Annotated in this window: 29 protein-coding genes; 16 read left to right on the top strand and 13 right to left on the bottom strand. The window is 68.3% G+C overall.

The features are described from left to right. The first annotated feature begins 58 nt into the window (after positions 1-58). From FFS10_RS17915 to ntrC, 3 genes are read left to right on the top strand one after another with little or no spacing between them, the layout of a single operon-like run. Complete coding sequence (locus FFS10_RS17915; RefSeq protein WP_137895838.1) at positions 59-580, top strand: hypothetical protein; 522 nt, start codon at positions 59-61, stop codon at positions 578-580. A gap of 5 nt (positions 581-585) precedes the next feature. After that, positions 586-1656, top strand: coding sequence for a nitrogen regulation protein NR(II) (glnL, locus tag FFS10_RS17910; protein ID WP_249931340.1), 1071 nt, complete (start codon positions 586-588; stop codon positions 1654-1656). Between the two features lie 29 nt (positions 1657-1685). Then, entirely contained in the window at positions 1686-3188 is a 1503-nt protein-coding gene (ntrC, locus tag FFS10_RS17905; protein WP_137895837.1) for a nitrogen regulation protein NR(I), read from the top strand. 106 nt (positions 3189-3294) lie between these two features. On the opposite strand, the gene xth is transcribed toward ntrC, so the two are convergent. Genes xth through FFS10_RS17875 form a run of 6 tightly spaced genes read right to left on the bottom strand, consistent with a single transcriptional unit; the run spans position 3295 to position 6704 of the window. Beyond that, on the bottom strand, positions 3295-4071 hold the full coding sequence (xth, locus tag FFS10_RS17900) for an exodeoxyribonuclease III (RefSeq protein WP_137895836.1): 777 nt from the start codon (positions 4069-4071) through the stop codon (positions 3295-3297). Between the two features lie 34 nt (positions 4072-4105). Continuing rightward, the gene (locus FFS10_RS17895; RefSeq protein ID WP_137895835.1) at positions 4106-4708 is read right to left on the bottom strand and encodes a DUF4337 domain-containing protein; all 603 of its coding nucleotides are present in this window, start codon (positions 4706-4708) and stop codon (positions 4106-4108) included. Positions 4709-4711: 3 nt separating this feature from the next. Beyond that, a complete protein-coding gene (locus tag FFS10_RS17890; protein ID WP_137895834.1) occupies positions 4712-5209 on the bottom strand; it encodes a dihydrofolate reductase in 498 nt (165 codons plus the stop codon). 53 nt (positions 5210-5262) lie between these two features. Then, the gene (locus FFS10_RS17885; RefSeq protein ID WP_137895833.1) at positions 5263-6096 is read right to left on the bottom strand and encodes a thymidylate synthase; all 834 of its coding nucleotides are present in this window, start codon (positions 6094-6096) and stop codon (positions 5263-5265) included. A 1-nt stretch (position 6097) separates the two neighbouring features. Continuing rightward, the gene (locus FFS10_RS17880) at positions 6098-6409 is read right to left on the bottom strand and encodes a CcdB family protein (protein ID WP_137895832.1); all 312 of its coding nucleotides are present in this window, start codon (positions 6407-6409) and stop codon (positions 6098-6100) included. Between the two features lie 4 nt (positions 6410-6413). Then, on the bottom strand, positions 6414-6704 hold the full coding sequence (locus FFS10_RS17875; RefSeq protein WP_137895831.1) for a type II toxin-antitoxin system CcdA family antitoxin: 291 nt from the start codon (positions 6702-6704) through the stop codon (positions 6414-6416). Positions 6705-6994: 290 nt separating this feature from the next. On the opposite strand from FFS10_RS17875, the gene FFS10_RS17870 reads away from it, so the two are divergent. The 5 genes from FFS10_RS17870 to FFS10_RS17850 all read left to right on the top strand — a co-directional run bounded on the left by FFS10_RS17870 (position 6995) and on the right by FFS10_RS17850 (position 9901). After that, positions 6995-7282, top strand: coding sequence for a DUF1330 domain-containing protein (locus tag FFS10_RS17870; protein ID WP_137895830.1), 288 nt, complete (start codon positions 6995-6997; stop codon positions 7280-7282). 65 nt (positions 7283-7347) lie between these two features. Then, entirely contained in the window at positions 7348-8289 is a 942-nt protein-coding gene (locus tag FFS10_RS17865) for an isoaspartyl peptidase/L-asparaginase family protein (protein WP_137895829.1), read from the top strand. A gap of 135 nt (positions 8290-8424) precedes the next feature. Continuing rightward, positions 8425-8907: a cupin domain-containing protein gene (locus FFS10_RS17860; RefSeq protein WP_137895828.1), complete on the top strand. Its 483-nt coding sequence runs from the start codon at positions 8425-8427 to the stop codon at positions 8905-8907. Between the two features lie 127 nt (positions 8908-9034). Continuing rightward, positions 9035-9346, top strand: coding sequence for a hypothetical protein (locus FFS10_RS17855; RefSeq protein WP_137895827.1), 312 nt, complete (start codon positions 9035-9037; stop codon positions 9344-9346). 99 nt (positions 9347-9445) lie between these two features. Next, positions 9446-9901, top strand: a complete 456-nt coding sequence (locus FFS10_RS17850) for a group I truncated hemoglobin (protein WP_249931339.1) — start codon at positions 9446-9448, stop codon at positions 9899-9901. Between the two features lie 37 nt (positions 9902-9938). On the opposite strand, the gene FFS10_RS17845 is transcribed toward FFS10_RS17850, so the two are convergent. Beyond that, positions 9939-11351, bottom strand: coding sequence for an FAD-binding oxidoreductase (locus FFS10_RS17845; RefSeq protein ID WP_137895825.1), 1413 nt, complete (start codon positions 11349-11351; stop codon positions 9939-9941). Next, positions 11348-11734: a DUF2069 domain-containing protein gene (locus FFS10_RS17840; protein ID WP_137895824.1), complete on the bottom strand. Its 387-nt coding sequence runs from the start codon at positions 11732-11734 to the stop codon at positions 11348-11350. The genes FFS10_RS17845 and FFS10_RS17840 overlap by 4 nt, the downstream gene beginning before the upstream one ends. Positions 11735-11755: 21 nt before the next feature. Between FFS10_RS17840 and FFS10_RS17835 the strand changes: the two genes are divergently transcribed. Next, positions 11756-12970, top strand: coding sequence for a YihY family inner membrane protein (locus tag FFS10_RS17835; protein WP_137895823.1), 1215 nt, complete (start codon positions 11756-11758; stop codon positions 12968-12970). 10 nt (positions 12971-12980) lie between these two features. Beyond that, the gene (locus FFS10_RS17830; RefSeq protein WP_137895822.1) at positions 12981-14561 is read left to right on the top strand and encodes a glycine betaine ABC transporter substrate-binding protein; all 1581 of its coding nucleotides are present in this window, start codon (positions 12981-12983) and stop codon (positions 14559-14561) included. A 12-nt stretch (positions 14562-14573) separates the two neighbouring features. Here the strand turns inward: FFS10_RS17830 and FFS10_RS17825 are convergent, their stop codons facing one another. From FFS10_RS17825 to FFS10_RS17815, 3 genes are read right to left on the bottom strand one after another with little or no spacing between them, the layout of a single operon-like run. Then, entirely contained in the window at positions 14574-15902 is a 1329-nt protein-coding gene (locus FFS10_RS17825) for a cytochrome P450 (RefSeq protein WP_137895821.1), read from the bottom strand. Beyond that, positions 15899-16717, bottom strand: a complete 819-nt coding sequence (locus FFS10_RS17820; RefSeq protein WP_137895820.1) for an alpha/beta fold hydrolase — start codon at positions 16715-16717, stop codon at positions 15899-15901. Before FFS10_RS17820 ends, FFS10_RS17825 begins: the two co-directional genes overlap by 4 nt. Further along, complete coding sequence (locus tag FFS10_RS17815) at positions 16714-18012, bottom strand: O-acetylhomoserine aminocarboxypropyltransferase (RefSeq protein ID WP_137895819.1); 1299 nt, start codon at positions 18010-18012, stop codon at positions 16714-16716. The genes FFS10_RS17820 and FFS10_RS17815 overlap by 4 nt, the downstream gene beginning before the upstream one ends. 103 nt (positions 18013-18115) lie before the next feature. On the opposite strand from FFS10_RS17815, the gene FFS10_RS17810 reads away from it, so the two are divergent. After that, positions 18116-18583 (top strand): CBS domain-containing protein, encoded by a 468-nt coding sequence (locus FFS10_RS17810; RefSeq protein ID WP_137895818.1) that lies wholly within the window; start codon positions 18116-18118, stop codon positions 18581-18583. A 36-nt stretch (positions 18584-18619) separates the two neighbouring features. Here the strand turns inward: FFS10_RS17810 and FFS10_RS17805 are convergent, their stop codons facing one another. Continuing rightward, complete coding sequence (locus FFS10_RS17805; protein WP_137895817.1) at positions 18620-20176, bottom strand: S8 family peptidase; 1557 nt, start codon at positions 20174-20176, stop codon at positions 18620-18622. A gap of 115 nt (positions 20177-20291) precedes the next feature. On the opposite strand from FFS10_RS17805, the gene aroC reads away from it, so the two are divergent. Beyond that, positions 20292-21389: a chorismate synthase gene (gene aroC / locus FFS10_RS17800; RefSeq protein ID WP_137895816.1), complete on the top strand. Its 1098-nt coding sequence runs from the start codon at positions 20292-20294 to the stop codon at positions 21387-21389. Beyond that, on the top strand, positions 21390-22574 hold the full coding sequence (locus FFS10_RS17795; protein WP_137895815.1) for an MFS transporter: 1185 nt from the start codon (positions 21390-21392) through the stop codon (positions 22572-22574). It abuts the gene before it with no gap. A gap of 13 nt (positions 22575-22587) precedes the next feature. Here FFS10_RS17795 and FFS10_RS17790 read toward each other — a convergent pair whose 3' ends face one another. Next, positions 22588-23370 (bottom strand): IclR family transcriptional regulator domain-containing protein, encoded by a 783-nt coding sequence (locus tag FFS10_RS17790; protein ID WP_137895814.1) that lies wholly within the window; start codon positions 23368-23370, stop codon positions 22588-22590. 222 nt (positions 23371-23592) lie between these two features. On the opposite strand from FFS10_RS17790, the gene FFS10_RS17785 reads away from it, so the two are divergent. From FFS10_RS17785 to FFS10_RS17775, 3 genes are all read left to right on the top strand, one after another. Beyond that, positions 23593-24519 (top strand): shikimate dehydrogenase family protein, encoded by a 927-nt coding sequence (locus FFS10_RS17785; RefSeq protein ID WP_137895813.1) that lies wholly within the window; start codon positions 23593-23595, stop codon positions 24517-24519. 62 nt (positions 24520-24581) lie between these two features. Then, positions 24582-25742 (top strand): ABC transporter substrate-binding protein, encoded by a 1161-nt coding sequence (locus FFS10_RS17780; RefSeq protein ID WP_137895812.1) that lies wholly within the window; start codon positions 24582-24584, stop codon positions 25740-25742. Positions 25743-25800: 58 nt separating this feature from the next. After that, a partial coding sequence (locus FFS10_RS17775; RefSeq protein ID WP_502702887.1) for an ABC transporter permease subunit occupies positions 25801-25932 on the top strand: 132 nt, incomplete at its 3' end.

Here is a 25932-nt window from a genome sequence, read left to right as displayed (position 1 = left end):
CCCGGAATTGCCCCATACTCGGGAGCAGCGAACGCCTCGGGTCGAGGCGAGGAATTGCATGAAGTTTGTCTCCTGCCTGCTGTTCTCCATCCCTGTCGCGTCGGCCCTGCTGCCGGCTCCGGCGCTGGCCCAGGACCGCATCTACCGCTGCGGCAACGAATACACCAACAAGCCCACCGAGGCCCAGATGCGCCAGTGCAAGCTGGTGCAGGGCGGCAACGTCACGGTGGTGCAGGGTACGCGCCCGGCCGCCTCGGGTACTGCCCCTGCCGTGGCGCGGCCGGCGGCTTCGGGTGCGCCCGGCCAGCGCGTGGGCTCGGACGAGCAGCGCGCGCGCGACGCCGACGCGCGCGCCATCCTGGAGGCCGAGCTGAGGAAGGCCGAGGCGCGCCACGCCGAGCTGCTCAAGGAATACAACAACGGCGAGCCCGAGAAGCTGGGCCCCGAGCACCGCAACCACCAGAAGTACCTGGATCGCGTGGCCGAGCTCAAGGCGGCCGTCGCGCGCAGCGAGAGCGACGTCGCGGGCATCAGGCGCGAGCTGGCGCGCCTGGGCGTCGCGGTGCCTGCGTCAAAATAGTCGGCTTGAAAAAGCCCAGCCCCCACCCCTCCCGTTTCCTCGCTTTCGATTTGCTGGCCACCCTGGTGGCCGTGGTGCGCAGCGATGGCGTCGTCCTGTTCGCCAACTCGGCGCTGGAGGACGCGATAGGCATGTCGCGCCGCAGCATCGAGGGCGCGCAGTTCCCCGAATGTTTCGCCGAGCCGCAGGTGCTGCGCAACGCGCTCGAGGGCGCGCGCAGCAACGAGTTCGCCGCGCTGCGCTACGACGCCCAGCTCAAGCGCCAGCACCACGATCCGCTGCCGGTGCACGTGATCGTGGCGCAGACCGAGCGGCCCGGCGAGATCGTGATCGAGCTGCTGCCGCTGGAGGCCCAGGCCAGGCAGGACCGCGAGGAGCGCCTGATCGACCAGGCGCAGGCCAACAAGGAGCTGATCCGCAACCTCGCGCACGAGATCAAGAACCCTTTGGGCGGGATACGCGGCGCGGCCCAGCTGCTCGAGATGGAGATGGAGTCCAAGGAGCTGACCGAGTACACCCAGGTCATCATCCACGAGGCGGACCGCCTGCAGACCCTGGTCGACCGCCTGCTCGCGCCGCACCGCCGCCCGCATGTGGTGGGCGACGTCAACATCCACGAGGTCTGCGAGCGCGTGCGCTCGCTGATCCTGGCCGAGTTCCCCCGCGGCCTGCGCGTGGTGCGCGACTACGACACCTCGATCCCCGAGTTCCGTGGCGACCGCGAGCAGCTGATCCAGGCCCTGCTCAACATCGCGCACAACGCGGCGCACGCGCTGGCCGAAGGCATCGCGGCCGGCGAGGCCGAGCTCGTTTTCCGCTCGCGCATCGCGCGCCAAGTCACCTTCGGCAAGCAGCGCTACCGACTGGCATTGGAATTGCATGTGATCGACAACGGGCCTGGCGTGCCAGACTCGATCAAGGACCGCATCTTCTTCCCGCTGATCTCGGGACGCGAAGGCGGCTCCGGCCTGGGGCTCACGCTGGCGCAGACCTTCGTCCAGCAGCACCATGGCCTGATCGAGTGCGACAGCGTGCCGGGCCGTACGGATTTCAAGATACTGATTCCGTTGCCGTAACCTGTTTGACCTGAGGGGACACTAAGCACATGAAGCCGATCTGGATCGTAGACGATGACCAATCCATCCGCTTCGTGCTGGAGAAGGCGCTGCTGCGCGAAGACCTTCCCACGCGCAGCTTCACCAACCCGCGTGAGGTGCTGCAGGCGCTGGAGCATGACGGCGGCGAGGGCGGCCCGCAGGTGCTGGTGAGCGACATCCGCATGCCCGGCGGCTCGGGCCTGGACCTGTTGACCAAGGTCAAGGAAAAGCTGCCCGGCCTGCCGGTCATCATCATGACCGCCTTCTCCGACCTCGACAGCGCGGTCTCGGCCTTCCAGGGCGGCGCCTTCGAATACCTGCCCAAGCCCTTCGACCTGCCCAAGGCCGTGGAGCTGATCCGCCGCGCCGTCGAGGAAAGCCAGCGCGAGGAAGTGGCCGAGGAGCGCATGGCCGCCGCGCCCGAGATGCTGGGCCAGGCACCGGCCATGCAGGACGTGTTCCGCGCCATCGGGCGGCTGTCGCAGAGCAACGTGACGGTGATGATCACCGGCGAGTCGGGCTCGGGCAAGGAACTGGTGGCGCGCGCGCTGCACAAGCATTCGCCGCGCGCCAACGGCCCCTTCGTCGCGATCAACACCGCCGCCATCCCCAAGGACCTGCTCGAGAGCGAGCTGTTCGGCCACGAGCGCGGGGCCTTCACCGGCGCGCAGACCATGCGCCGCGGGCGCTTCGAGCAGGCCGAGGGCGGCACCCTGTTCCTCGACGAGATCGGCGACATGCCGTTCGACCTGCAAACCCGTTTGCTGCGCGTGCTCTCGGACGGGCATTTCTACCGCGTGGGTGGCCACAACGCGGTCAAGGCCAATGTGCGCGTGATCGCCGCCACGCACCAGGACCTGGAGCAGCGCGTCAAGGAAGGCGTGTTCCGCGAAGACCTGTTCCACCGCCTCAACGTGATCCGCCTGCGCCTGCCGGCGCTGCGCGAGCGCCGCGAGGACGTGGCCATGCTGACGCGCCATTTCCTGCAGCAAAGCGCGCGCCAGCTCGGCGTCGAGCCCAAGCGCATCTCCGACGCCGCGCTGTCCCGGCTGATGGCCTTCGGCTTCCCGGGCAACGTGCGCCAGCTCGAGAACATCTGCCACTGGCTCACGGTGATGGCGCCGGCCCAGGTGATCGAGGCCAAGGACCTGCCGCCCGAGGTGCTGGACGTGCCGACCCTGGGCGCCGAGCCGCGGCCCGAGGCGGCTGGGTCCGCCCCGGCCGCGAGCCCTGTACCGGCCGCCGAGGCGCCGCTGGCCCAGGCCCTGCCCGTGCTGCAGCAGGGCAGCACCGAGGCCCTGGGTTGGGAGCAGGGGCTGGAGGCCGAGGCTCAGGCCTTGCTGGCCGCCGGCCGCCACGACGTGTGGGACGCGCTGACCCGCCGCTTCGAGTCCAAGCTGATCCTGACCGCGCTGGCCAGCACGCGCGGGCGCCGCATCGAGGCCGCGCACAAGCTCGGCATAGGCCGCAACACCATCACGCGCAAGATCCAGGAGCTGGGCCTGGAGTAGGACGCCCCCCGACGCGGCCTGCGGCCGCCTCCCCCCACTGGGGGGCGGCGCGGCCGCTTGGGGCGGCCCGGCGCGGCGCGCCCCCGGATGCGAGGTTGGACGGCGGCTACGCCAGTTCCACCACTACAGGAGCGTGGTCGCTGGGCTGCTTGTTCTTGCGCGGCGCGCGGTCGATGTTGCAGGACTGCACCCTGGCCTTGAGCGCCTCGCTGACCAGGATGTGATCGATGCGCAGGCCGCGGTTCTTCTGGAAGCCCAGCATGCGATAGTCCCACCAGGAATAGCTTTTCTCGGGCTGCTCGAACAGGCGGTAGGCGTCGTGCAGGCCCAGCTCCAGCAGGGCCTTGAACTGGTCGCGCTCCTGGGTCGTGTGGTGTATGGTCTCGCGCAGGCCCTCGGGATCGTAGGAGTCGCGGTCCTCCGGCGCCACGTTGAAGTCGCCCAGCAGCACCAGCCGCGGATGCGCGGACAGCTCCGCACGCACCTGCTCGCGCAACGCGTCCTGCCAGCGCATCTTGTAGGCGAACTTCTCGCTGCCCGGTTCCTGGCCGTTGACGAAGTAGCCATTGACCACGCGCAACTCGCCCGCCGGCGTGTCCAGCGTGGCGCTGATGACGCGCGACTGCTCGTCGGCAAAGCCAACGATGTTGCGCACCACCTCGCGTGGCGGCGTGCGGCTCAGGATGGCGACGCCGTTGTAGGTCTTCTGGCCGAGTACCGCGCTGTGGTAGCCCGCGGCCTCGAGCTCAACCAGCGGGAATTTGTCGTCGCTGAGCTTGAGCTCCTGCAGGCACAGCACGTCGACCGGCTGGGCGGCGAGCCAGTCCAGCACCTGAGGCAGGCGCACGGCGAGGGAGTTGACGTTCCAGGTGGCAATTTTCATGGTCGGGCTTTCCTCGGTCGGCGGGGACTTGGCTTCAGACATGCAGCAGGGCCAGGCCGCCGATCGCGACGCCTATGCCGCCCATGGCGAACATGCCCCATTCCAGCCATTTCCTGCGCGTCAAGAGCGCGATCGCGGCCAGCGCGATCGCCACCTGGAGCGCCGTCGTGGCCTGGGCCCAGCGGTGGTGTTCGTGCATCTGCGCATCCGAGCGGTCGTCCCAGGCCTTGGCCTCGGCCTCCAGCTTCTCGGCGCCGGTCTTGATCTCGGCCTTCTCGGTCTTGTAGCGCTTGATCTCGTCGGTGTAGAAGGCCTTGCGCCCTTCGGGGGCCAGCTCCAGCGCCAGCTCGCTGAGGTTCTGCTTGCTGCTCTTGGCCTGGTAGTAGTTCCACTGGTTGGACGCCTCGGTCTTCTTGATCGCGGCGTTGTTCTTGTACAGGCCCGCGTTGGCCTGGGTGGCGCCGCCCATGTAGCCGAAGATGGCGCCCACCGTCGCGATGATGGCGGTGAACAGCGCGATCTGGTTGGTCATGGACTTGGCGCTGGCGTCCTCGTCTGCGTGGCCGTGATGGCCCTGCTGGGCGTGTTCGAGTTCGTGGTCGTGCGGGCCGTGTACGTGAAAGCCGTGTCCGGACATGGTTCAGTGTTCCTCGGGAATGTGGTGGTAGGTGACGAAGCTGTAGGCCAGGCCGGTGGCCGACACATGGCGCTCGCGTGCGGTCTCTACCCAGCCCGGGCCGAAGTTCGGAGCAAAGGCGTCGCCCTCGAAGTCCTGCTCGATCTCGGTGACGACCGCGCTGCTGGCCAGGGGCAGGGCCTGGGCGTACAGCTCGGCGCCGCCGATCACCCAGGCGTCGCCGTCAGCCGGGCACAAGGCCATGGCCTCGGGGATGGAGCCGGCGCGCAGCGCGCCCTCGGCTTGCCAGCCGGCTTGTCGCGTGACCACGATGTTGAGCCGGCCAGGCAGCGGGCGAAAGCGCGGCGGCAGCGAATCCCAGGTCTTGCGGCCCATGATCACCGGGCAGCCCAGCGTGGTGCGCTTGAAGTGGGCCAGGTCTTCCGGCAGCTGCCAGGGCAGGGTGTTGCGCAGGCCGATCACGCCGTTGGCGGCTCGGGCAAAGATCAGGTGCAGTTTCATCGGGGCGGTGGCCGCGCCGCGGGAGCGGGCGGCTCCAGGTGGGGCAGGGGCGGTCAGACGGCGACGGGCGCCTTGATCGCCGGATGGCACTCGTAGCCCAGCACCTCGAAGTCCTCGTATTCGTATTCGAAGATCGAGGCCGGCCGGCGCTGGATGCGGAGTTGCGGGTAGGGGTAGGGCGTGCGCGAGAGCTGCAGCGCCACCTGTTCCTGGTGGTTGCTATAGATGTGGCAGTCGCCGCCGGTCCAGATGAAGTCGCCCACGGCCAGGTCGCACTGTTGCGCCACCATGTGGGTCAGCAGGGCGTAGCTCGCGATGTTGAAGGGCACGCCCAGGAAGATGTCGGCGCTGCGCTGGTAGAGCTGGCAGCTGAGCTTGGCCGGTTCGCCAGCCACCTGCGATGGCGCGACGTAGAACTGGAAGAAGGCATGGCAGGGCATCAGCGCCATCTTGGGCAGGTCCGCCACGTTCCAGGCGCTGACGATGATGCGGCGCGAGTCCGGGTTGGTCTTGAGGGTCTTGATGACCTCGGCGATCTGGTCGATGTGGCCGCCGTCGGGCGTGGGCCAGCTGCGCCACTGCACGCCGTAGACCGGTCCCAGGTCGCCGTCTTCGCGCGCCCATTCGTCCCAGATCGTCACGCCGCGCTCGCGCAGCCAGTGGTTGTCCGAGGAGCCCTGGAGGAACCACAGCAGCTCGTGAATGATGGACTTGAGGTGCACCTTCTTGGTGGTCACCAGCGGAAAGCCTTCGCCGAGGTCGAAGCGCATCTGGTAGCCGAACACGCTCTTGGTGCCGGTGCCCGTGCGGTCGGTCTTGGGCGTGCCATGCGTGTCCACATGGCGCATGAAGTCTTCGTATTGGTGGCGGATGGGGCGTGGATGCATGTCAATAGCCTCCCAGCAATATGTCGAGGGCTTCCTGGATGAGGGCCTGTTGTGGCGCGAGATTGGCCACCGCGCGCCGCAGTTCGTTGGAGGGAACGGCGCCAAGGGCCGCGGTGTTCAAGACCACGTTCTTTCCCTGTACCACCAGATCCGGGTTGAGGTCGCGTACGCGCGCATGAAACCGGCTGGCCGCGTGCAGCGGTATCACCACCCGCGTCTCGATGTCAACGAATGTGTTCTGCACATCGAGAAGGTAGGGGACTGCGATACGGTCTTCGCTGTCCGGATTGGGGTAGACATCAAAGCGCGCCATCGGCTCAGGTCGCCTTCTGTTCGCCGTCGTGCATCTTTCCGTCGCCGAGGCTGCGTGCAAAGCTGCGGTACTTGGCCAGTGGTAGGCCTTCGCGCCGAACGCGCTCGTTGTATGCTTCGAACGCCTCCTTGTTGTCGTCGCGCCATTTTTCCCAATACCGGCGCTTCACCTCTTCGGCCAGCAGCGCATCGACGGTTTGCGACAGGTTCATGCCCAGCTCGCGTGCCATCTCCAGAACCTTGGCGTTGAGCGAGAGGTTGGTGGCTTTCTTGGGGGCTTTGTCGAACTGGAGCATGGCGCACTCCCGGCGGATGAATGTGGAAATTATATGCGCATGCTTCGTGCGCAAAGGGCGATGTCGTCCAGGCCATGAGGTTGCTGCGTCGCCGAGACTGCCGGCTACGACGCGGCATACCGCAAAGTCTGTTCCGTCGGATAAACTGGGTTTCCCGGATCAGCCTGCGGCTTGCGTTCCCGCGTTGAGTCTGGCGCTTTGCGCCAGATGCGCAGGGAGCGCGAATGCCGCCCAATCGCTTGAGCTGAACCGCAAGCCCCCGATTGATTCCGCACCAAGGAGAAGCAGCCATGCCCGCTTACGTGATTGCAGATGTGGAGGTCGTCGACAGCTCCGGATACGAGGAGTATCGTCAGAAAGTGCCCGCAACGATCGCCGCTTACGGGGGGCGATACATCGCCCGTGGTGGAGCGACAGAGGTGCTTGAAGGCGCCTGGTCGCCCAAACGCTGCGTGGTCCTTGAATTCCCAAGCATGGCCCAAGTCCGGGCGTGGTGGGCGTCCCCCGAGTATCAGCCTCTTCGGGCCATTCGCGAGCGAACGGCAAGGTCCAATCTGGTTGTTACCGAAGGCCTTTGAGCCGATTCCCTCGGCCCTGCCGCAAGCATCGCGTCGCGCTGAGGCCCCCTGAAGCTGCATCCGTGATGCATGCACGACCACGCCCCGTCATTGCCATCCATGGCGGCGCCGGCGCCACGGCCGTCGACGGCCACGACGCGCGGCAGGAGGCGGCCTACCACGCGGCCCTGCGGGACGTGCTGCTGGCGGCGCAGCATCTGCTGGCCGGCGGCGGCAGCGCGCTCGACGCGGTCTGCCTGGCGGTGGAGATGCTCGAGGACTGTCCGCTGTTCAACGCCGGCCGGGGTGCGGTTTTCACTCGGGAGGGCACGCACGAACTGGACGCGGCCGTGATGGACGGGGCCACGCTGTGCGCCGGTGCCGTGGCCTGCGTGCGCCGGGTGCGCCATCCCGTGCGCGCCGCACGGGCCGTGATGGAGCGCAGCGAGCATGTGCTGCTGGTGGGGACGGGCGCCGAAGCCTTTGCCCAGGCTTGCGGGCTGGAGATGGTCGCGCCGGACTATTTCTCGACCGAAGCCCGGCGCGCGGACTGGCGCCGGGCGCTGGCGTCCGGGCCGCCGCCTGCCGTGCCGCCGCCGCTCGACGAGGGGCGCAAGCTCGGCACGGTGGGTGCGGTCGCGCTCGATGCCCGGGGCAACTTGGCGGCGGCTACCTCCACCGGGGGCATGACCGGCAAGCGGGCCGGACGCGTCGGCGACAGCCCGGTCATCGGTGCCGGCACCTATGCCGACAACCGCACGGCTGCCGTCTCTTGCACCGGCACCGGCGAGCTGTTCATGCGCGCCGTGGCGGCGCACGACCTCTGTGCGCGCATGGCCTACGGCGGCCAGACGCTGGAGGCGGCGGCGGAGCAGCTGGTCATGAAGGTGCTGCCGGCGATCGGCGGGCAGGGCGGCCTGATCGCGGTCGATGCCCGGGGCCGGCTGAGCCTGGTGTTCAATACCGAGGGCATGTACCGTGGCCACGCGCGGGTCGGCAAGGCCCCGCAGACGGCGATCTGCCGCTGAGCTGGCCTCGGTCGCAGGCGGCCGGTCCTGAGCTTGATCAATCGGCCGGCGCGCACCATACTGCTGAGCGGGCCCAGCGCAGGAACGGCTGGCTTGAGGCCTTTCCGGGCCGCGCTTGCTCGCAGGAGGTACACGATGAAGAAGATCCTCAAACCCGTGGCCGTTGGGCTGCTGCTTCTGCTCGGCGCCTTGCTGCCGGCCAGCGTGGCCTCCCAGTCGGCCGCCCACACCCACATGATGCTTGTGCCGGGCGAGCTCAAGTGGGCCGACGTGCCCTCGCTGCCGCCCGGGGCCAAGATAGCCGTCATCGAAGGTCCTGTGAGCGAGGCGGTTCCGTTCACGTTCCGCATCAAGTTTCCCGCCAACTACATGCTGCCGGCGCACTGGCATCCTGCGGTCGAGCATGTCACGGTGATTTCGGGCGCGTTCAACATGGGCATGGGCGACAAACTGGACAAGAGCCAGACGCGGGCGCTGGTGGCAGGCAGCTTCGCTGTCATGCAGCCCAAGACCAACCACTTTGCCTGGACCCGCAAGGAGACCGTCGTCCAGGTTCATGGCGTGGGGCCATGGGGCATCACCTACGTGAATCCGGAAGATGACCCGCGCAAGAAGTGAGGGTCTCGGAACGCAGGCGTTTGACGCGCGCCACCGGCCGCTCTGTGGTTGAGCAGCTGCCGCGCTGCGTGGTCCGTCCTGTTCCTCCGGGGCAGGGGGCCAGTTGGCCTTTATGGAGGAGACTCTCATGATGATTGCCCGCTTTCAGATCGAAGCCCGTTTCGGCCACAAACAGGGGGTGATCGACGCCACACGCAAATGGTGCCGCGAGGTCGGCGTGCAGATCGGCTGGACCGAGGACAAGCTGCGCCTGCTGGTCGGCGCGATCGGCGCGCCGGAGTCGGCCGTGGTGCTCGAGGTGACGGTGGCCGACCTCACCGAACTCGACGCCGCCTGGAGCAAGCTGGCGACCATAGAGTCGCACAAGCAATGGGGCCGTGAACTCGAGCCGCTGGTCGTTTCCGGCAGCAATCGCTGGGAGGTCTTTCGGGTGGTCTGAGCGGCCTGGGATGTTCGTACCGAGCTGGCCATGGCCGGGGCCCATGGCGGCGCATCAGGCTCATGGCCCCGAATCGTTGGAGGAGCGGAGATGAAACTAGTGCAGTCGGCCGTGCTGGCCGCGGCGTTCACTTTGGGTTTGTGCTTCGTGCCACCGGGATCGGCCCAGCCGGCCGCCCAGAAATCCCTTTACGAGCGCCTGGGGGGACTCAAAGGCATCACGATGGTTGTCGACGACTTCATCAACCGTCTCGTGGCCAACAAGACGCTCAACAAGAATCCCGCCATCGACGCCGGTCGCAAGAGCTCACCGGCGCCCTACCTCAAGTTCCAGGTCGCGCAGCTGGTTTGCGAGACCACGGGCGGACCGTGCAAATACACAGGAAAGTCCATGAAGGACTCCCACGCTCACTTGAACATCAGTGAGAAGGAATGGGACGTCATGGCCAAGGAATTCAAGAAATCCCTGGACAAGTTCAAGGTCCCGGCGGACGAGCAGAAGGAGTTGTTCGACATCGTCGGCAAGACCAAGGCCGATATCGTCGTCCGCAAATAGGGCGCGCTGGGGGAAAGGTCCGCGCTGGGCGCGCCGCCTACGCCGGCACCACGCGCCCCGGATTCATGATGTTCTGCGGGTCCAGCGCGCGCTTGATCGCGCCCATCATGGCCAGGGCCACGGGCGACTTGTAATGCGGCAGCTTGGCCGTCTTGAGGCTGCCCACGCCGTGCTCGGCCGAGATCGAGCCGTCGAAGCGCGCAACCGCGTCGTAGACCAGGGTGTTGATGCGGTCCTCCTGCTCGCGCAGGAAGGCCCCGGGGTCGCCGCCCTCGGGGGCCTGCACGTTGTAGTGCAGGTTGCCGTCGCCCAGGTGGCCGAAGTTGACCAGGCGCACGCCGGGGATCTCGCGCGCCAGCTGCGCGTCGGTTTCGGCCACGAACTCGGGGATGCGCGAGACCGGGATCGAGATGTCGTGCTTGACGTTCAGGCCTTCCTCGGCCTGGGCCAGCGGAATGCTTTCGCGGACATGCCAGAGCTGGTGCGCCTGGGCCAGGTTCTCCGCGACCACGGCATCGCTCACGCAGCCCTGCGCTAGCGCGGTTTCCAGCAGGCGCTCGAATTGCGCGCGCGCATGGGCTTCGGATTCGTGGTCGGAGTTCTCCAGCAGCACGCAGTAGGGCGCGTCGCGCCACAGCGGCACGCGCAGTTGCGGGTAATGCTTGTCGACCAGGCTCAGGGCGAACTGGCCCATGAGCTCGAAGCCGGTCAGGCCCGCGCCCAGTTCGCGGTGCGCCAGGCCCAGCAGGGCGACGGCCGCGTCGAGCGAAGGCACGGCGGCCCAGGCCGTGAGCTGGGCCGCGGGCAGGGGATAGAGCTTCATGGTCGCGGCCGTGATGACGCCCAGCGTGCCTTCGCTGCCGATGAACAGGTCGCGCAGGTCGTAGCCCGTGTTGTCCTTGCGCAGGCCGGACAGGCCGTTCCAGACCTCACCCTGGGCGGTGACGACCTCCAGGCCCAGGCAGAGCTCGCGCGCGTTGCCGTAGCGCAGCACCTGGGTGCCGCCGGCGTTGGTGGCGAGGTTGCCGCCCAGGGTGCAGCTGCCTTCGGCCGCCAGGCTCAGCGGGAACAGGAAGCCGGCCTGCTGCGCCGCTTCCTGCAGGTTCTGCAGCACGCAGCCGGCCTCCACCGTGACGGTGAGGTTGGCGGCGTCGATGGCGCGCACGGCCTGCATGCGCGTGAGGCTGAGCACCACCTGGGTGCCGGAGGCATCGGGCACCGAGCCCACGGCCAGGCCGGTGTTGCCGCCCTGCGGCACCAGGCTGACGCCGGCCGCGGCGCAGGCCTCGACGACGGCGGCCACCTCCCCGGTGCTGCCGGGGCGCACCACGGCCAGCGCCTTGCCGCGCGCGCGCTTGCGCCAGTCCTGCTCCCAGGCGCTGAGGTCGCCCTCGGTGAGCACATGGGCGGCGCCGCAGATCCGGCGCAGGGTTTCGAGCAGGGTGTTCATGGTGCGGCGGGGGAGGGCTTGTTCTTGGCGTTGCGCAGCCGCAGGCGCACATGCAGGGTGCAGGCGAGGAACAGCAGCAGGCACAGCAGGATCTCCAGCGCGGCCAGCCAGTTGCCGGGCGGGCGGTCGCCGCTGGCGCGCACCACCCCCTCGATGAAGTAGAGCCAGACCACCAGGCTGACCCAGCGGTAGGTGTACATGCGGTTCTTCAGCAGGCCCGCCAGCGGCAGGCACAGGGGCAGCACCTTGAGCGCCAGCCAGGAGCCGCCCGGACGCAGCGGGGCCAGCCACAGCTCCCAGGACAGGCCGAGGGCGATCAGTCCGAGCAGGCTGCCCACGGCCAGGGCGCGCGTCAGGCGCACGGTCTTGTCTTCATTGGTCATCGAGGTGGCATCATAGCGGCCATGAGTTTCCCCCAGCGCCTGCAGTCCCTGCTGCAGGAACTTTCCCACTTCCCCTGGAAAAACACGGCCCTCACGCTGTTCGAGCGCTTTCGCGAGGACCGCCTGGGCCTGACGGCCAGCAGCCTGACCTTCACCACCACCATGGCCCTGGTGCCCTTCATCACGGTGGCGCTGGCGCTGTTCACGGCATTTCCCATCTTCGGCAAGCTGCAGCTGCTGCTGCAGAAATGGCTGGTCGACAGCCTGGTGCCGGACAGCATCTCGCGCCAGGTGCTGGGCTACCTGACCCAGTTCGCGAGCAAGGCCAGCCGCCTGGGCGTGGCGGGCCTGGCGGTGCTGGTGACCACGGCGCTGGCCCTGATCCTGACCATAGACAAGACGCTCAACGCGATCTGGCGCGTGCGCCAGCCGCGGCCGCTGGGCCAGCGCGTGCTGCTGTACTGGGCCGCGCTCACCCTGGGGCCGCTGCTGCTGGGCGCGAGCCTGGCGCTGACCTCGTACGCGGTCACGGCCTCGCGCGGCTTGGTCGGCGACCTGCCGGGCGGGGTGCGGCTGTTCTTCGACACGGTCGAATTCTTCCTGCTGGCCGGCGGCATGGCGGGCCTGTACCGCTACGTGCCCAACACCCCGGTCAAATGGGGCCATGCCTGGACCGGAGGCATGTTCGTGGCGGCCGGCATCGAGATCGCCAAGAAGCTGCTGGCCCTTTACCTGGGCAACATGCCGACCTACTCGGCGGTCTACGGCGCCTTTGCCGTGGTGCCCATCCTGCTGGTCTGGATCTACCTGTCCTGGGTCATCGTGCTGCTGGGCGCCGTGATCGCTGCCTACCTGCCCAGCCTGTTCGCCGGCGTGGCGCGGCGCAGCAGCGGCCAGGGCTGGAACTTCCAGCTGGCCTTGGAGCTGCTGCAGGCACTGCACCGGGTGCGCCATGGCGACCGCCGCGGCCTGACCCTGCAGGCGTTGACGCAGCTGCTGCGCGTCGATGCGCTGCAGCTGGTGCCGGTGCTGGAGACGCTGACGGCGCTGGACTGGATCGCCCGGCTCAACGAGGAGGACGCCGAGGGCGAGGCGCGCTATGTGCTGCTGGCCGACCCCGACGCCACGCCGCTGGCGCCGCTGCTGCAGCGGCTGCTGCTCGAACCCTCGGACTCGGTCGCCGCGCTGTGGAACCACGCCGGCTGGAACAGCCTGAAGCTGCGCGATGCGCTATGACCACCACAGCATGATTCTCCGGCTGGCGGGCGCCGGCCCTTTTTCATGGCTGAGGCGGCTGCGCGCCCTGGTCCTCGTCGGCCTGGCGCTGGCGGCCACGGCCGCCCTGGCCGTCGACGCCTCCAGCGAGCGCCTGCGCATAGGTTCCAAGCGCTTCACCGAGTCCTACATCCTGGCCGAGTTGCTGGCGCAGCAGGCGGCCGGGCACATGGCCAGGCCTGCGGCCGTGCTGCAGGGGCTGGGCAACACCGCGATCGTTTACCAGGCGCTGCGCTCCGGCAGCATAGACCTCTACCCGGAATACACGGGCACCATCGGCCTCGAAATCCTCAAGAGCCCTGGCGCCATGAGCCTGGAGCAGATGCGCCGGGCGCTCGCGCCGCTGGGCCTGGGCGTGGCCATTCCACTGGGCTTCAACGACGGCTATGCGCTGGCCATGCGGGCTGCCGAGGCCGATCGCCTGGGCATCCGGGCTATCAGCGATCTCGCGCGCCATCCCGCGCTCAGGCTGGGCCTGTCCAACGAGTTCCTGGGTCGCGCCGACGGCTGGGCCGGGCTGTCCGCACGCTACGGCCTGCCGCACAAGCCGATGGGCCTGGACCACGGCCTCGCCTATGACGCGCTGGCGGGCCGGCAGATCGACGTGATGGACATCTACACGACCGACGCCAAGATCGGGCACCTTGCCCTGCGCGTGCTGGCCGACGACCGGCAATACTTTCCGCGCTACGACGCCGTCGTGCTCTACCGCCTGGACTTGCCGCAGCGCTTCCCGCAGGCCTGGGCCGCGCTGCAGGCGCTGGAAGGCCGCATCGACGAGGCGGCGATGATAGGCATGAACGCACGCGCCGAACTGCAGGGCGTGGCCTTCGACGTGATCGCGCGCGATTACCTGGCGGGCAAGGCGGCCGGGGCTTCCACAGGGGCCGGCAAGCCGGGCGCACCCGATGCCGCCGGCCGCGGCTTCTGGGCCAAGCTGTCGGGACCGGATTTCGCGCGCCTCGCGGCCCAGCACCTGGCCCTGGTGGGCCTGTCGGTCGGCTTCGCCGCACTGCTGGGCATTCCTCTCGCGGTGCTGGTGTTCCCGCATCCGCGCCTGCGCGCCGCCGTGCTCGGGGCGTCGGGCCTGCTGCAGACCGTGCCCTCGCTGGCGCTGCTGGCGGCGCTGATCTGGCTGCTCGGCCGCATCGGCACCTTGCCGGCGCTGCTGGCGCTGGCGCTGTATGCGCTGCTGCCCATCATGCGCAACACCGCCACCGGCCTGGGCGAGGTGCCGCAGGGCCTGCGCCTGGCGGCCCAGGCCCTGGGCATGAGCGCGGCCCAGTGCCTGCGAAGCGTCGAGCTGCCGCTGGCCCTGCCCACCCTCCTGGCCGGCGTGCGCACGGCGACTTCGATCGCCATAGGCACAGCCACCATCGCGGCCTTCATCGGCGCAGGGGGCTTTGGCGAGCGCATCGTCACGGGCCTGGCCCTGAACGACGGCGAGCTGATGCTGGCCGGCGCCCTTCCAGCCGCGCTGCTGGCTCTGCTGAGCGAGGCCCTGTTCGAAGCGCTGGAGCATGCCCTCGCGCGGCGGCACGGCCGGGCTTAGCAGGCAGAGGCCTCATGCGGTCGCGAACGGCGCCCGCAAGAACCCCCTGAAGCGCGCGCGACCGCCGCGCGTGGGCGCGGCGGTCAGCCGGTAATCGGGAAAGCGCTGCAGAAAGCGCCCGATGGCGATGCGCCCCTCCAGCCTGGCCAGGCTCAGGCCCGCGCATTGGTGGATGCCGAAACCGAAGGCCAGGTGGCGGTTGTGCTCGCGCCGCAGGTCCAGCTGCTCGGGCCGCTCGAACTGGGCCGGGTCCCGATTGGCCGCGCCTATGCACAGGGTCACCAGAGCGCCCTCGGGCAGCGCCACGCCGCCGACCGTGGCGGCCCGGAGGGCGCGCCGGTTGCCGAGCTGGTTCGACGATTCGAAGCGCAGGAACTCGTCGACGGCCAGCGTCAGGACCGCCTCCTGGCCAGGGCCATCTGCCGCCGTGCGCGCCAGGTCGGCCAGCAGCTGGGCCTTGGCCGCCGGCCATTCCTGCAGCGCCAGCAGGGCGTTGCCGATCAGGTTGGTCGTGGTCTCGTGGCCGGCGTTGAGCAGGAAGATGCAGTTCTGCAGCAGCTCGGTTTCGCTGAGGCGCTCGCCCTGCACGGAGCCGTCAGGCGACGCGGCGTTCTCGCCCTGGATCAGGCGTGTCAGCACGTCGCGCTCGGGATCGCCCGGGCGTCGGCGCCGCTCGGCCACCAGAGCGCGCAGGTAGTCCAGGAACTCGCGCACGCTCTGCTCGCCCAGCGCCTGCTGCCCGGGTGTGAGGCTGGGCTCTAGCGCGCCCAGGATGGCGAGCGACCAGCCGCGCAGCGGGCCGCGCTCGGCGTGCGGCACGTCCAGCAGGTTGCCGATGATCTCGACCGGGATGGCCGAGGCGAAATCCTCGATCAGGTCGCCGCCGCCGCTGGCCTCGAGCGCGTCGAGCAGGCTGTCCACCAGGGCCACCAGGCCGGGCTCCATCTCGGCGATGGCGCGGCGCGTGAGCGCGCCCATGATGAGCTTGCGCACGCGCGTGTGCAGCGGCGGGTCGTTGAACACCAGGCTGCTCGTGTGGTGCTCGTAGAGCGGCGAGCCGGTCCCATACTTGGGCGCGAACTCGACCTGCTTGTCCGAGCTGAAGGTCTGGGCGTCGCGGTAGACCGCGACCAGGTCGGCATGGCGCGTGAGGAAGTAGGAGCCGTCGGGCATGCGCCGCACCGGCTCGGTCTCGCGCAGCACCTGGTAGACCGGGCAGGGGTTGGCCAGGAAATCGGCCGGCAGCTGCCGCAGGTCGAAGCCCGCGGCGATCTCGCGTGCGCGCGTCGCGCTCATGGGCGGCGTGATCTGCGCGGGGTCCAGGGCAGGGGCGGCGCTCATGATGCGATGAAGTCGCGGATGGCGAACAGGGTGGCGTCGGGTGCCTCGGTCATCTGGTGGTGACCCACGGGCAGGGTGCTCAGCTGCACGGCCTTGCCCGCCTCGCGGGCCCGGGCGATCAGGCCCTGGGCCGCCTTGGGCGGCGTCATCTGGTCGAGCGCGCCCAGCACGAACAGCACCGGGCAGCTGATCTGTGCGATGGCCGTTTCGCCATTGGCGTAGCGGTCGCAGGCCTGGAAGCCCAGGTGGAACAGGTTGACTTCGGTGTTGCCGGCCAGCACGCGCCGGTTCAGCGCGGTGTTGGCGCCGTGCACCCAGGTGCCGGGGCCCAGGGCCGAGGGCGGCGGCGCCAGCGTGCTGCGCGAGAACAGGTTGATCATCGCGATGGCCTTGTCCGGCTCGTTCAGCGAGGCGTCGAGCAGGGCCGGCGACACCTTCATCGGGAAGGCGGTGCCGACCAGCACCAGGTGGCTCACGCACTCCTGCAGCCGGGCCGCGGCCTCCAGCGCGATCAGCGAGCCCCAGCTGTGGCCCACCAGGGCGGCGCGCGGCACGCCGGCCGTGGCCAGCAGGGCGGCGACGAAGTCCGCGGCCTCCTCGACGCTGGCCGGTGCCTGGCCGCCGCTGCGGCCGTGGCCGGGCAGGTCCACGGCCAGCACGTTCCAGCCGTGGTTGGCGAGGTAGCGGCTTTGCAGCGCCCAGACGCTGTGGTCGTGCAGCACGCCGTGGATCAAGACGACGGTGGGCTTGGCCGGGTCGAAAGCCTTGCCGCCGCTGTAGCAGTAGGTGGGCGCGCCCTGGACGGTGAGCATCATGCGGTCTTCTCCGCGGCCTTCAGGGCCTTTTTCAGGTCGTCGATCAGGTCGTCGGGGTCTTCCAGGCCGATCGACAGGCGTATGGTGCCGGGGCCGATGCCGGCGGCCGCCAGCGCCTCGTCGCTCATGCGGAAATGGGTGGTGCTGGCCGGGTGGATCACCAGCGAGCGGCAGTCGCCCACGTTGGCCAGGTGGCTGAAGACCTTGAGCGTCTCGATGAAGGCCTTGCCCTGCTCGCGGCTGCCCTGGATGTCGAAGCTGAACACCGAGCCGGCGCCGCGCGGCAGCAGCTTCTGCGCCAGCGCATGGCTGGGGTGGCTTTCCAGCAGCGGGTGGCCGACGCGGGCCACGAAGGGGTGGCTGGCCAGGAATTGCACCACCTTCTCGGTGTTGCCCATGTGGCGCGCCATGCGCAGCGGCAGGGTTTCTATGCCCTGCAGGATCAGCCAGGCCGTGTGCGGGCTCATGCAGGCGCCGAAGTCGCGCAGGCCCTCGCGCCGCGCGCGCAGCAGGAAGGCGCCCACGCTCGATTCCTCGCTGAACACCATGTTGTGAAAGCCCTCGTAGGGCGCCGTGAGCTCGGGGAATTTGCCCGAGGCGTCCCAGTCGAAGCTGCCGCCATCGACCAGCACGCCGCCGACCACCGTGCCGTGGCCCGAGAGGAACTTGGTGGCCGAGTGGTAGACCAGGTCCGCGCCCAGCGCCAGCGGCTGCATCAGCCAGGGCGAGGTGAGGGTGGAGTCGACCAGCAGCGGCAGGCCGGCGGCGTGCGCGATCTGGGCCACGGCGGGGATGTCCAGCACGTCCAGGCCGGGGTTGCCCACGGTCTCGCCGAACAGCAGCCGGGTCTCGGGCCGGATCGCGGCGCGCCAGCCATCGAGGTCGCCGGGCTTGACGAAGCTGGTGGCGATGCCGAAGCGCCTGAGCGTGTAGTGCAGCAGGTTCTGCGAGCCGCCGTACAGCGCCGTGCTGGCCACGATGTGCGCGCCCGCGCCCATCAGGGTGGCGACGGCCAGGTGCAGGGCGGCCTGGCCGCTGGCGGTGGCGATCGCGCCTATGCCGCCTTCGAGCGCCGCCACGCGCTGCTCCAGCACGGCGTTGGTCGGGTTGCTGATGCGGCTGTAGACATGGCCGGAGCGCTCGAGGTTGAACAGGGCCGCCGCGTGGTCGGCGGACTCGAACACGAACGAGGTCGTGAGGTGGATGGGCACGGCGCGCGCGCCGGTGGCAGGGTCGGGTGCGGCCCCGGCGTGCAGGGCCAGGGTGTCAAAGCCGGGATCGGAATAGCCGGGCATTCATGTCTCCAAAGGTCTCAGAGTCGGGCGGATCTGTTTTTTTCCACGCATTGTGGGCTATATTCGATTCAAATCCGCCGCGGCGGCGGCACTGGAGATCAGCATGAAAGTCAGCGACATCCTGCGCGTCAAGGGGACCGCGCTCTACACCGTCACCCCCGACGAACCGCTTTCACACGCCGTGGAGATCATGGGCGAGAAGGACATAGGCTCGCTGGTCGTGATGGAGCATGGCGACCTGGTGGGCATGCTCACCTTCCGCGAGGTGATCCAGATGCTGGTCAAGAACTGCGGCCAGATCGGCGTGACCCTGGTGCGCACCGCCATGGACGACCACCCGCTGACCTGCACCGCCGAGACCGACCTCGACGAGGTGCGGCGCATGATGCTCGATCGCCATGCGCGTTACATGCCGGTGATGGACAAGCGCATGCTGATGGGCGTGATCAGCTTCTACGACGTGGCCAAGGCCGTGGTCGACAGCCAGAACTTCGAGAACAAGATGCTCAAGGCCTACATCCGCGATTGGCCGGCGGAGAACGAGCCGGACGAGGAGTCGAAGCTGCCTTGAGGCGGGCTGGCGTCCCAGGATCCGCCTGGGCTGTGCTCAGGGTCGGGTGATGACGATCTCGGTAACCGTGTTCTGGCTCGCGTCGTAGGTCATCAGTGGGCCAGAGACGCTGATGATTGTGGCCTTGGTGGCGCTTGTATTGCTGATGGTGGTAGTGGTCAGCGTGCAACTGCCACTCTGATCCGTCACACAATTGGCTGCGCCGCCCGGCGCGAAACTACCCGTGACGGTGGCACCGGCCATGGCAGCGCCGGTGCTCCAGTCGCTGTTGCGCCTGTGAACGGTGACCTTGGCCGAAGCGCGCCAGCCACCGGGCGTGCTGCTGCTGCTGCTGTCTGTCATGGACGAGACTGCCACCGCCGTGGATGTCCAGCTTCCGAGGGAGTAGACGAGCTTGTTGGGCGAGCCTTTTCCGATGGCGCCTTTGCCGGTGGAAACGAGCGTGTCGGGTGTGGCATTCGTTATCAGGAAGGATGCAACATCCGCAGGCAATGCTTCCGTATTGGCCGCCAGGGCCAGCGCGGCGACCCCGGCGACATGGGGCGAAGCCATGGACGTGCCGCTGATGGTATTGGTTGCGTTGTTGCCGGTGTTCCATGCCGAAGTGATGGCGCTGCCCGGTGCGAAAAGGTCTAGGCACTTGCCATAGTTGGAATACGAGGCACGAGCGTCGCTTTTGGTGGTCGCACCGACCGTGATGGCGCTCGGTTCCCGGGCCGGGGAATATCTGCAGGCGTCGGTGCTGCTGTTACCGGCCGCCACGACCATGGTCACGCCGGCTCCGACCGCATTTGCTACGGCTTGATCGACAGCAGTAGAGGCGCCGCCACCCAGCGACATGTTGGCCACCGCGGGCCTCAGCGGACTTGGGGACTTGGTGGCTTGACCGATGAGCCATTCAATGCCATCAATCACGCCACTCCAGCTGCCAGATCCGCTGCAATTGAGCACGCGCACCGGTATCAGCGAGACTGCCTTGGCCACGCCCCAAGTGCGGCTGCCCACGGTGCCGGCGACATGGGTGCCATGGCCGTTGCAGTCAGTCCTACCGTCGTCACTGCCGATGGCAGAGTAACCGGGCAGCACTCGGTTGTCGAAGTCGCTGTGTGCGGCGTAGATACCGGTGTCGATGATGAAGGCTTGGACGCCCGCGCCCGTGTAGTTGTACTGATACTGACTGTTCAACGGAAGGTCGCCTTGGTCGATGCGGTCCAAGCCCCAGGTGGCTGCGTCCTGGACGGCCGTTTCCGTCAGCATGGTCTCGTTGAGCGACACCGTCTGGTCCTGTTCGACGTAATCCACGTTCGGGTTGTTGCGCAGCGCCCTTACCGCCCAGTCTGGCAGGGTGGCGGCGAAGCCCTTGATGGCTCGGGAGTACGCGTGGTGCAACTGTCCGCCGGTCCCACGCATCAGAGTCGCGGCCGTCGCGGCCGGATTGGCCACATGGGCCTTGAACACCACGATGTAGCGCCCCGCAATCGGCTGCGACGCGCCGTAGGGGTGGTCGGCCGGGGGATCGATCGGCTCGGCGAAGGCTGGGGCGCAGGTTCCGAACGCCAAGGTCAGGAAGAGGACGGTGCGAGTAAGAGCCATGGCGATCCCCGAAAGTGTTTGAAATCAAGGTCAATACCCGCCTGGATGTTAGTCCCGCGCCCGGCCCGGTCAAGCTGCTGTTACAAGCCGGGACCCGCTCTGGGATAATCCCCCCATGAGCGGCAACACCTTCGGCACCCTTTTTGCAGTCACCAACTTCGGCGAATCCCACGGCCCGGCCATAGGCTGCGTGATCGATGGCTGCCCGCCCGGCCTGGCCTTGTCCGAGGCCGACATCCAGCCCGACCTGGACCGCCGCCGTCCCGGCACCTCCAAGTTCGTCACCCAGCGCAACGAGCCCGACGCGGTGGAAATCCTCTCCGGCGTCTACGAGGGCAAGACCACCGGCACGCCGATCTGCCTGCTGATCAAAAACACAGACCAGCGCAGCAAGGACTACAGCAACATCCTGCAGACCTTCCGCCCCGGTCATGCCGACTACGCCTACTGGCGCAAGTACGGCATCCGCGACCCGCGCGGTGGCGGCCGCTCGTCGGCGCGGCTGACCGCGCCCATGGTGGCGGCCGGCGCCGTGGCCAAGAAATGGCTGAACGAGAAGTACGGCACGCTGTTCCGCGGCTGCATGACGCAGATCGGCGGGATCGCGATCCCCTTCGAGGGCTGGGAGCATGTGGCCGACAACCCCTTCTTCGCGCCGGTGGCCGACGTATCGGCGCTGGAGGACTATCTGAACGCGCTGCGCAAGGACGGCGACTCCTGCGGTGCGCGCCTGCGCGTGACGGCCAGCAACGTGCCGGTGGGCCTGGGCGAGCCGCTGTTCGACAAGCTCGACGCTGACATCGCTTACGCCATGATGGGCATCAACGCCGTCAAGGGCGTGGAGATAGGCGCGGGCTTCGCCAGCGTGGCGCAGCGCGGCAGCATGCATGGCGACTCGCTCACGCCGCAGGGCTTCAAGGGCAACAACGCGGGCGGGGTGCTGGGCGGCATCAGCAGCGGCCAGGACCTGGAGGTCGCCATCGCGGTCAAGCCGACCAGTTCCATCCTGACGCCGCGCGAATCCATAGACCAGGCCGGCCAGCCGGTCGAGGTGATCACCAAAGGGCGCCACGACCCCTGCGTGGGCATACGCGCCACGCCCATCGCCGAGGCCATGCTGGCGCTGGTGGTGATGGAGCATGCGCTGCGCCAGCGCGCCCAATGCGGCGACGTCAGCCTGCCGGTCCCGGCGATCCCATCCTCCTTCCTCTAAATGCAGCCGGGCCGGGAGGCTGCGGCACGGCGACAGCTGCTGCCCTTCGCCGCGCTGTCGGCCAGCTACTTCGCCCACATCGGCTTCTTCAATCCCTATCTGCCGCTGTGGCTGAAGGAACTGGGTCTGGGGATCTTCACCATCAGCCTGCTGACCTCGGTGCAGGCCGCCACGCGCCTGTTCGCGCCCTATGGCTGGGGCTGGCTCAGCGACCACACGGGAGAGCGCGTCAAGCTGCTGCGCTACGGCGCCAGCGCCGCGCTGCTGGTTTCGACGGCCCTGTGGCTGAACCTTTCCACGCCCTGGCTGGCCCTGGTGCTGCTGCTGATGTTCACCCACACCAGCGCCATGATGCCGATGAGCGAGGCCGCGATGGCCCACCTGGTCAGCCAGGGCGGGGGCTTCGACGTCCGGCGCTACGGCCGCGTGCGGCTGTGGGGTTCGCTGGGCTTTCTGGTCACGGTGTTCGTGGCGGGTGCCTGGTTCGAGGCCTTCGGCATGGCACATTTCCCGGCCTGGACCGTGCTGACCCTGCTGGCAGTGGCGCTCAGCGTGTGGCGGCTGCCCGATCTCAAGGAGGCCGTGCCGGCGCACGAGGCCAAGGTGTCGGTGCTGCCGGTGCTGCGCCGGCGCGCCGTGCAGTGGTTCTTCGCGGCGGCCTTTTTCCATGTGCTCTCGCACATCGGCATCTACGTGTTCTTCTCGCTCTACCTCGACGCGCTGGGCTACAGCAAGACCATGATAGGCCTGCTCTGGGCGGTGTCGGTGGTGGTGGAGATCGCCTGGTTCTACACCCAGGCGCGTTGGCTGCCGCGGCTGAGCCTGGGCGGCTGGCTGCTGCTGTGCGCCCTGGCCATGGTGCTGCGCATGGTGCTGACCGCCACCGTGGCCGACCTGCTGCCCGCGCTGCTCGTGGCGCAGGCCCTGCACGCCCTCACGTTCGCCGCCCACCACACGGTCTGCATCGCCCTGTTGTCGCGCCATTTCCCGGGCCGGCTGCGCGGGCGCGGCCAGGCGCTCTACACCGTGGTGGGCTATGGCCTGACCGGCGTGATCGGTGGCCTGGCCGGTGGTGCACTGAGCTCGGCCCTGGGCCTGGCCAGCGTCTACTGGGTCTCGATTGTGACCAGCCTCATTGCCAGCGCCTGCGCTTTCCAGGTTTGGCGCGGATCTCACGCCGACTGACGAAAAGCTCGCCTCAGAGCAGGTTGCGCATCGCGCGCGCCGTCTCCTGCAGCACCGGCAGCACGCGGGCGACCGCGTCCTCGCTGCTCTCGTGGCCCATGGGCATGGTCACGCTCAGCGCGCCCAGCAGGTCGCCGCGGCGGTCGAACATGGGCACGGCGATGCCGCGGAAGGCCATTTCCAGCTGCTGCTCGGACAGCGCCCAGCCCTGCTGCCTGACGCGCGCGAACTCCACGCGCAGCCGTTCCTTGCTGGTGATGGTGTAGGAGGTGTAGGCCTTGAGTTCGTGCGTGGCCAGCCAGGCCTCGGTCTCGTCCTCGCTGCGGTAGGCCAGCATCAGCAGGCCCGAGGCCGTGACCTGGGCCTGCACGCGCGAACCCAGCACGTAGCCGATGTTCATCGAGCGCGTGGTTCCGTTGCGCGCGATGTAGACCACCTCGTCGCCGTCGAGCACGCTGACGTAGGCGATCTCCTGCGTGCCGGCGGTCACGCGCTGCAAGAAGGGCTGGACGGTGCGCGGCAGGCGGGCCGACTCCAGGTAGCTCTGGCCCAGCCGCAGCACGCGCGGCGTCAGCCAGAACAGCTTGCCGTCGCTGGCCACGTAGCCGAGGTGGGCGAGGGTGAGCAGGTAGCGCCGCGCGGCGGTGCGCGTGAGGCCGCAGCGCTGGCCGGCCTGGCTGGCCGTCAGGCGCGGGTTGGCGTCGTCGAAGGCCTCGATGATGGACAGGCCTTTTTCCAGGCCGGCGATCCAGTCGCGCTTGTCGAGCGGGGAGGTGGTCGGGCTGGGAGAGCTCATGGCTGGACGTGGAGGGCGGCGCCTGGCGATTGTGTGCCCGTTTGGGGGCCTGGCGCGGTGCGAGCGGGGAGGCGGAAACCAGGGGAAACCCGTTGAATGATCGATTATCGAACGTTTTCGTTCGTTCATCGATCGTCATGCTGGAGGAAACCTTTGAAACCCAGGGGATGCTGATTACATTCCGTCTCAACCTCAATTTGCCTGAACGATTGTCGAACAGCCATGGCCTCCACCCCCCACTTCGCTGCGCCCATCACCGGCAGCACCGATGTCTACCTGATCCTCGGTGACCCGGTGGCCCAGGTGCGTGCGCCCGAGTCGTTCAACGAGATCTTCGCGCGCTTCGGGCTGGACGCGGTGCTGGTGCCGGTGCACATCGCGCCGGTCGACTTGGCCCCCTTCGTCAAGAGCGCCTTCCGTGCGCCCAACATCAAGGGCATGTGGGTCACGATTCCGCACAAGGCGCCCATCATGGGCGTGCTGGATCAATGCAGCGAGTTCGGTCGCGTTGCCGGCGCGGTGAACGCCGTGCGACGCAATGCCGATGGGCGGCTCGAAGGCGGCCTGTTCGACGGCGAGGGTTTCAAGGCCTCGCTGGCCTATTTCCAGATCCCCTTCAGCGGCCGGCGCGTGCTGATCCTGGGCGCCGGCGGCGCCTCGGCGGCGATCGGCACCTCGCTCGCGCTGGCGCCCGAGGGCCGCGCGGCCGAGATCGCCTTCTACGACCCCGTGCCGGGCAAGGCGGCCGAGGTTGCGGCGCGCATCGCCGCGGCCACGCCATGCCGCGTCTGGGCGGTGGACAGCAACGACCCCGCGGGCTACGACCTGGTGATCAACGGCTCGCCGCTGGGACTCAAGCCGGGCGACCCCATGCCCTGCGACGTGGCGCGCATGGCGCCACAGGCGGCCCTGGTCGACATCCTGATGAAGAACCAGCCCACGCCCGTGGTGCGCGCCGCGCGCGCCCGTGGCCTGGTGGCCCAGCCCGGCTTCGAGATGCTGATCCAGCAGACCCACCTGTACCTCGAGTTCATGGGCTTCGCCGAGGCGGCCCGTGCGCTGCGCGAGGACGCGGACTTCATCCGCGAGCGCATCTACCCGCCCGAGCTGGCGCACGAGATCCGGCGCCCAGCCGGCCCCCGCCCCTGAGACCTTCCGTGTCCGGGACCCTTTGACCCCTTGAACCTTGACTCGACCTTTAGGAGACACTGATGCAAAAACGTTTCGCCCTCAAACTGATCGCGACCGCCACCCTGGCCGCCTGCGCCGCCGGTGCCTCGGCCCAGCAAACCATCAAGATCGCCAACATCGTCGAGCTCTCGGGCGGCGGCGCCACGGCCGGCACCAATTTCAAGAACGGCGTGGAGCTGGCGGTCAAGGAGATCAACGCGGCGGGCGGCATCCTGGGCAAGAAGATAGAGACTGTGACCAGCGACACGCAGAGCAACCCCGGCGTGGCCAAGGGCCTGACGCAAAAGGCCATAGACGACGGCGCCTTCGCGATTTTCGGCCCGGTGTTCTCGGGCTCCATCATGGTCAGCATGGCCGAGTCGCGCCGTGCCGAGGTGCCCAACTTCACCGGCGGCGAGGCCGCCGCCATCACCCAGCAGGGCAATCCCTACATCTTCCGCACCAGCTTCACCCAGGCCACGGCCATGCCCAAGGTGGCGCGCTACATCACGACCAAGTCCAAGAACCTGGCCGTCATCTACGTGAACAACGACTTCGGCAAGGGCGGCCTGGACATGGTCAAGAAGGCCCTGGCGAACTCGCCGACCAAGATCGTGTCGGAGATCTCCACCGACGCCGGCCAGGTCGACTTCTCGGCCGCCGTGCTCAAGGCCAAGCAGAGCAATGCCGACGCGGTCTTCGTCTACACCAACGAGGAGGAGTCGGCGCGCGCCCTGCGCGAGCTGCGCAAGCAGGGCTGGAACAAGCCCATCATCGGCGAGACCACGCTGACCGGCCAGAAGGTGATCGAGCTGGCCGGCGAGGCCGCCAACGGCGCCGTGGCCCATGTGGGCCTGACGGTGGACGCACCGATTCCCGAGATGCTGAAGTTCAAGGCCAACTTCTACCGCGACTACAAGTACATCTCGGACCACAACGGCATCAAGGGCTACACCGGCGTCTACTCGCTCAAGGCCGCGATCGAGAAGGCCGGCAAGATCGACCGCAAGGCCGTGGCCCAGGCCATGAAAGGCCTGAGCATCAACGCCAAGAAGTATCCCGGCATCATCTTGGACGTGAGCTTCGACAGCAACGGTGACCTGGACCGCGAGAGCTTCCTGGTCGAGGTCAAGAACGGCAAGCAGGAAGTCGTGGCCACGCTGCCGCCTTTGAGCGCACCGGCCGCCCCCGCCAAGAAGTAAAGCCCTGGCGCGGTCCGCCTGCGAGGCGGGCCGCTCCGGTTCACTCCAAGGGACTCCCATGACCGACTTCCTGCAATTGTTCTTCAGCGGCCTGTCCACCGGCGCGATCTACGCGCTGGCGGCGCTGGGCTTCACGCTGCTGTGGCAGGCCAGCGGCACCATCAACTTCGCGCAAGGCGAGTTCGTGATG

The sequence above is a fragment of the Ramlibacter sp. 2FC genome (assembly GCF_005503345.1).
GTDB lineage: Bacteria > Pseudomonadota > Gammaproteobacteria > Burkholderiales > Burkholderiaceae_C > SCMQ01.
This window is presented reverse-complemented; position numbering and strand designations above follow the sequence as displayed.

Bases quoted from the DNA above. Each gene is read 5' to 3' on its own strand.
- FFS10_RS17860 (WP_137895828.1), top strand. From the start codon at position 8,425: ATGAAGAAGATCCTCAAACCCGTGGCCGTTGGGCTGCTGCTTCTGCTC.
- FFS10_RS17870 (WP_137895830.1), top strand. From the start codon at position 6,995: ATGCCCGCTTACGTGATTGCAGATGTGGAGGTCGTCGACAGCTCCGGA.
- FFS10_RS17780 (WP_137895812.1), top strand. From the start codon at position 24,582: ATGCAAAAACGTTTCGCCCTCAAACTGATCGCGACCGCCACCCTGGCC.
- FFS10_RS17835 (WP_137895823.1), top strand. From the start codon at position 11,756: ATGAGTTTCCCCCAGCGCCTGCAGTCCCTGCTGCAGGAACTTTCCCAC.
- FFS10_RS17885 (WP_137895833.1), bottom strand. From the start codon at position 6,096: ATGCATCCACGCCCCATCCGCCACCAATACGAAGACTTCATGCGCCAT.
- FFS10_RS17825 (WP_137895821.1), bottom strand. From the start codon at position 15,902: ATGAGCGCCGCCCCTGCCCTGGACCCCGCGCAGATCACGCCGCCCATG.
- aroC (WP_137895816.1), top strand. From the start codon at position 20,292: ATGAGCGGCAACACCTTCGGCACCCTTTTTGCAGTCACCAACTTCGGC.
- FFS10_RS17830 (WP_137895822.1), top strand. From the start codon at position 12,981: ATGATTCTCCGGCTGGCGGGCGCCGGCCCTTTTTCATGGCTGAGGCGG.
- FFS10_RS17845 (WP_137895825.1), bottom strand. From the start codon at position 11,351: ATGAACACCCTGCTCGAAACCCTGCGCCGGATCTGCGGCGCCGCCCAT.
- FFS10_RS17865 (WP_137895829.1), top strand. From the start codon at position 7,348: ATGCATGCACGACCACGCCCCGTCATTGCCATCCATGGCGGCGCCGGC.
- ntrC (WP_137895837.1), top strand. From the start codon at position 1,686: ATGAAGCCGATCTGGATCGTAGACGATGACCAATCCATCCGCTTCGTG.
- FFS10_RS17890 (WP_137895834.1), bottom strand. From the start codon at position 5,209: ATGAAACTGCACCTGATCTTTGCCCGAGCCGCCAACGGCGTGATCGGC.
- FFS10_RS17880 (WP_137895832.1), bottom strand. From the start codon at position 6,409: ATGGCGCGCTTTGATGTCTACCCCAATCCGGACAGCGAAGACCGTATC.
- FFS10_RS17805 (WP_137895817.1), bottom strand. From the start codon at position 20,176: ATGGCTCTTACTCGCACCGTCCTCTTCCTGACCTTGGCGTTCGGAACC.
- FFS10_RS17785 (WP_137895813.1), top strand. From the start codon at position 23,593: ATGGCCTCCACCCCCCACTTCGCTGCGCCCATCACCGGCAGCACCGAT.
- FFS10_RS17790 (WP_137895814.1), bottom strand. From the start codon at position 23,370: ATGAGCTCTCCCAGCCCGACCACCTCCCCGCTCGACAAGCGCGACTGG.
- FFS10_RS17810 (WP_137895818.1), top strand. From the start codon at position 18,116: ATGAAAGTCAGCGACATCCTGCGCGTCAAGGGGACCGCGCTCTACACC.
- FFS10_RS17840 (WP_137895824.1), bottom strand. From the start codon at position 11,734: ATGACCAATGAAGACAAGACCGTGCGCCTGACGCGCGCCCTGGCCGTG.
- FFS10_RS17875 (WP_137895831.1), bottom strand. From the start codon at position 6,704: ATGCTCCAGTTCGACAAAGCCCCCAAGAAAGCCACCAACCTCTCGCTC.
- xth (WP_137895836.1), bottom strand. From the start codon at position 4,071: ATGAAAATTGCCACCTGGAACGTCAACTCCCTCGCCGTGCGCCTGCCT.
- FFS10_RS17820 (WP_137895820.1), bottom strand. From the start codon at position 16,717: ATGATGCTCACCGTCCAGGGCGCGCCCACCTACTGCTACAGCGGCGGC.
- FFS10_RS17815 (WP_137895819.1), bottom strand. From the start codon at position 18,012: ATGCCCGGCTATTCCGATCCCGGCTTTGACACCCTGGCCCTGCACGCC.
- FFS10_RS17855 (WP_137895827.1), top strand. From the start codon at position 9,035: ATGATGATTGCCCGCTTTCAGATCGAAGCCCGTTTCGGCCACAAACAG.
- FFS10_RS17895 (WP_137895835.1), bottom strand. From the start codon at position 4,708: ATGTCCGGACACGGCTTTCACGTACACGGCCCGCACGACCACGAACTC.
- FFS10_RS17795 (WP_137895815.1), top strand. From the start codon at position 21,390: ATGCAGCCGGGCCGGGAGGCTGCGGCACGGCGACAGCTGCTGCCCTTC.
- FFS10_RS17915 (WP_137895838.1), top strand. From the start codon at position 59: ATGAAGTTTGTCTCCTGCCTGCTGTTCTCCATCCCTGTCGCGTCGGCC.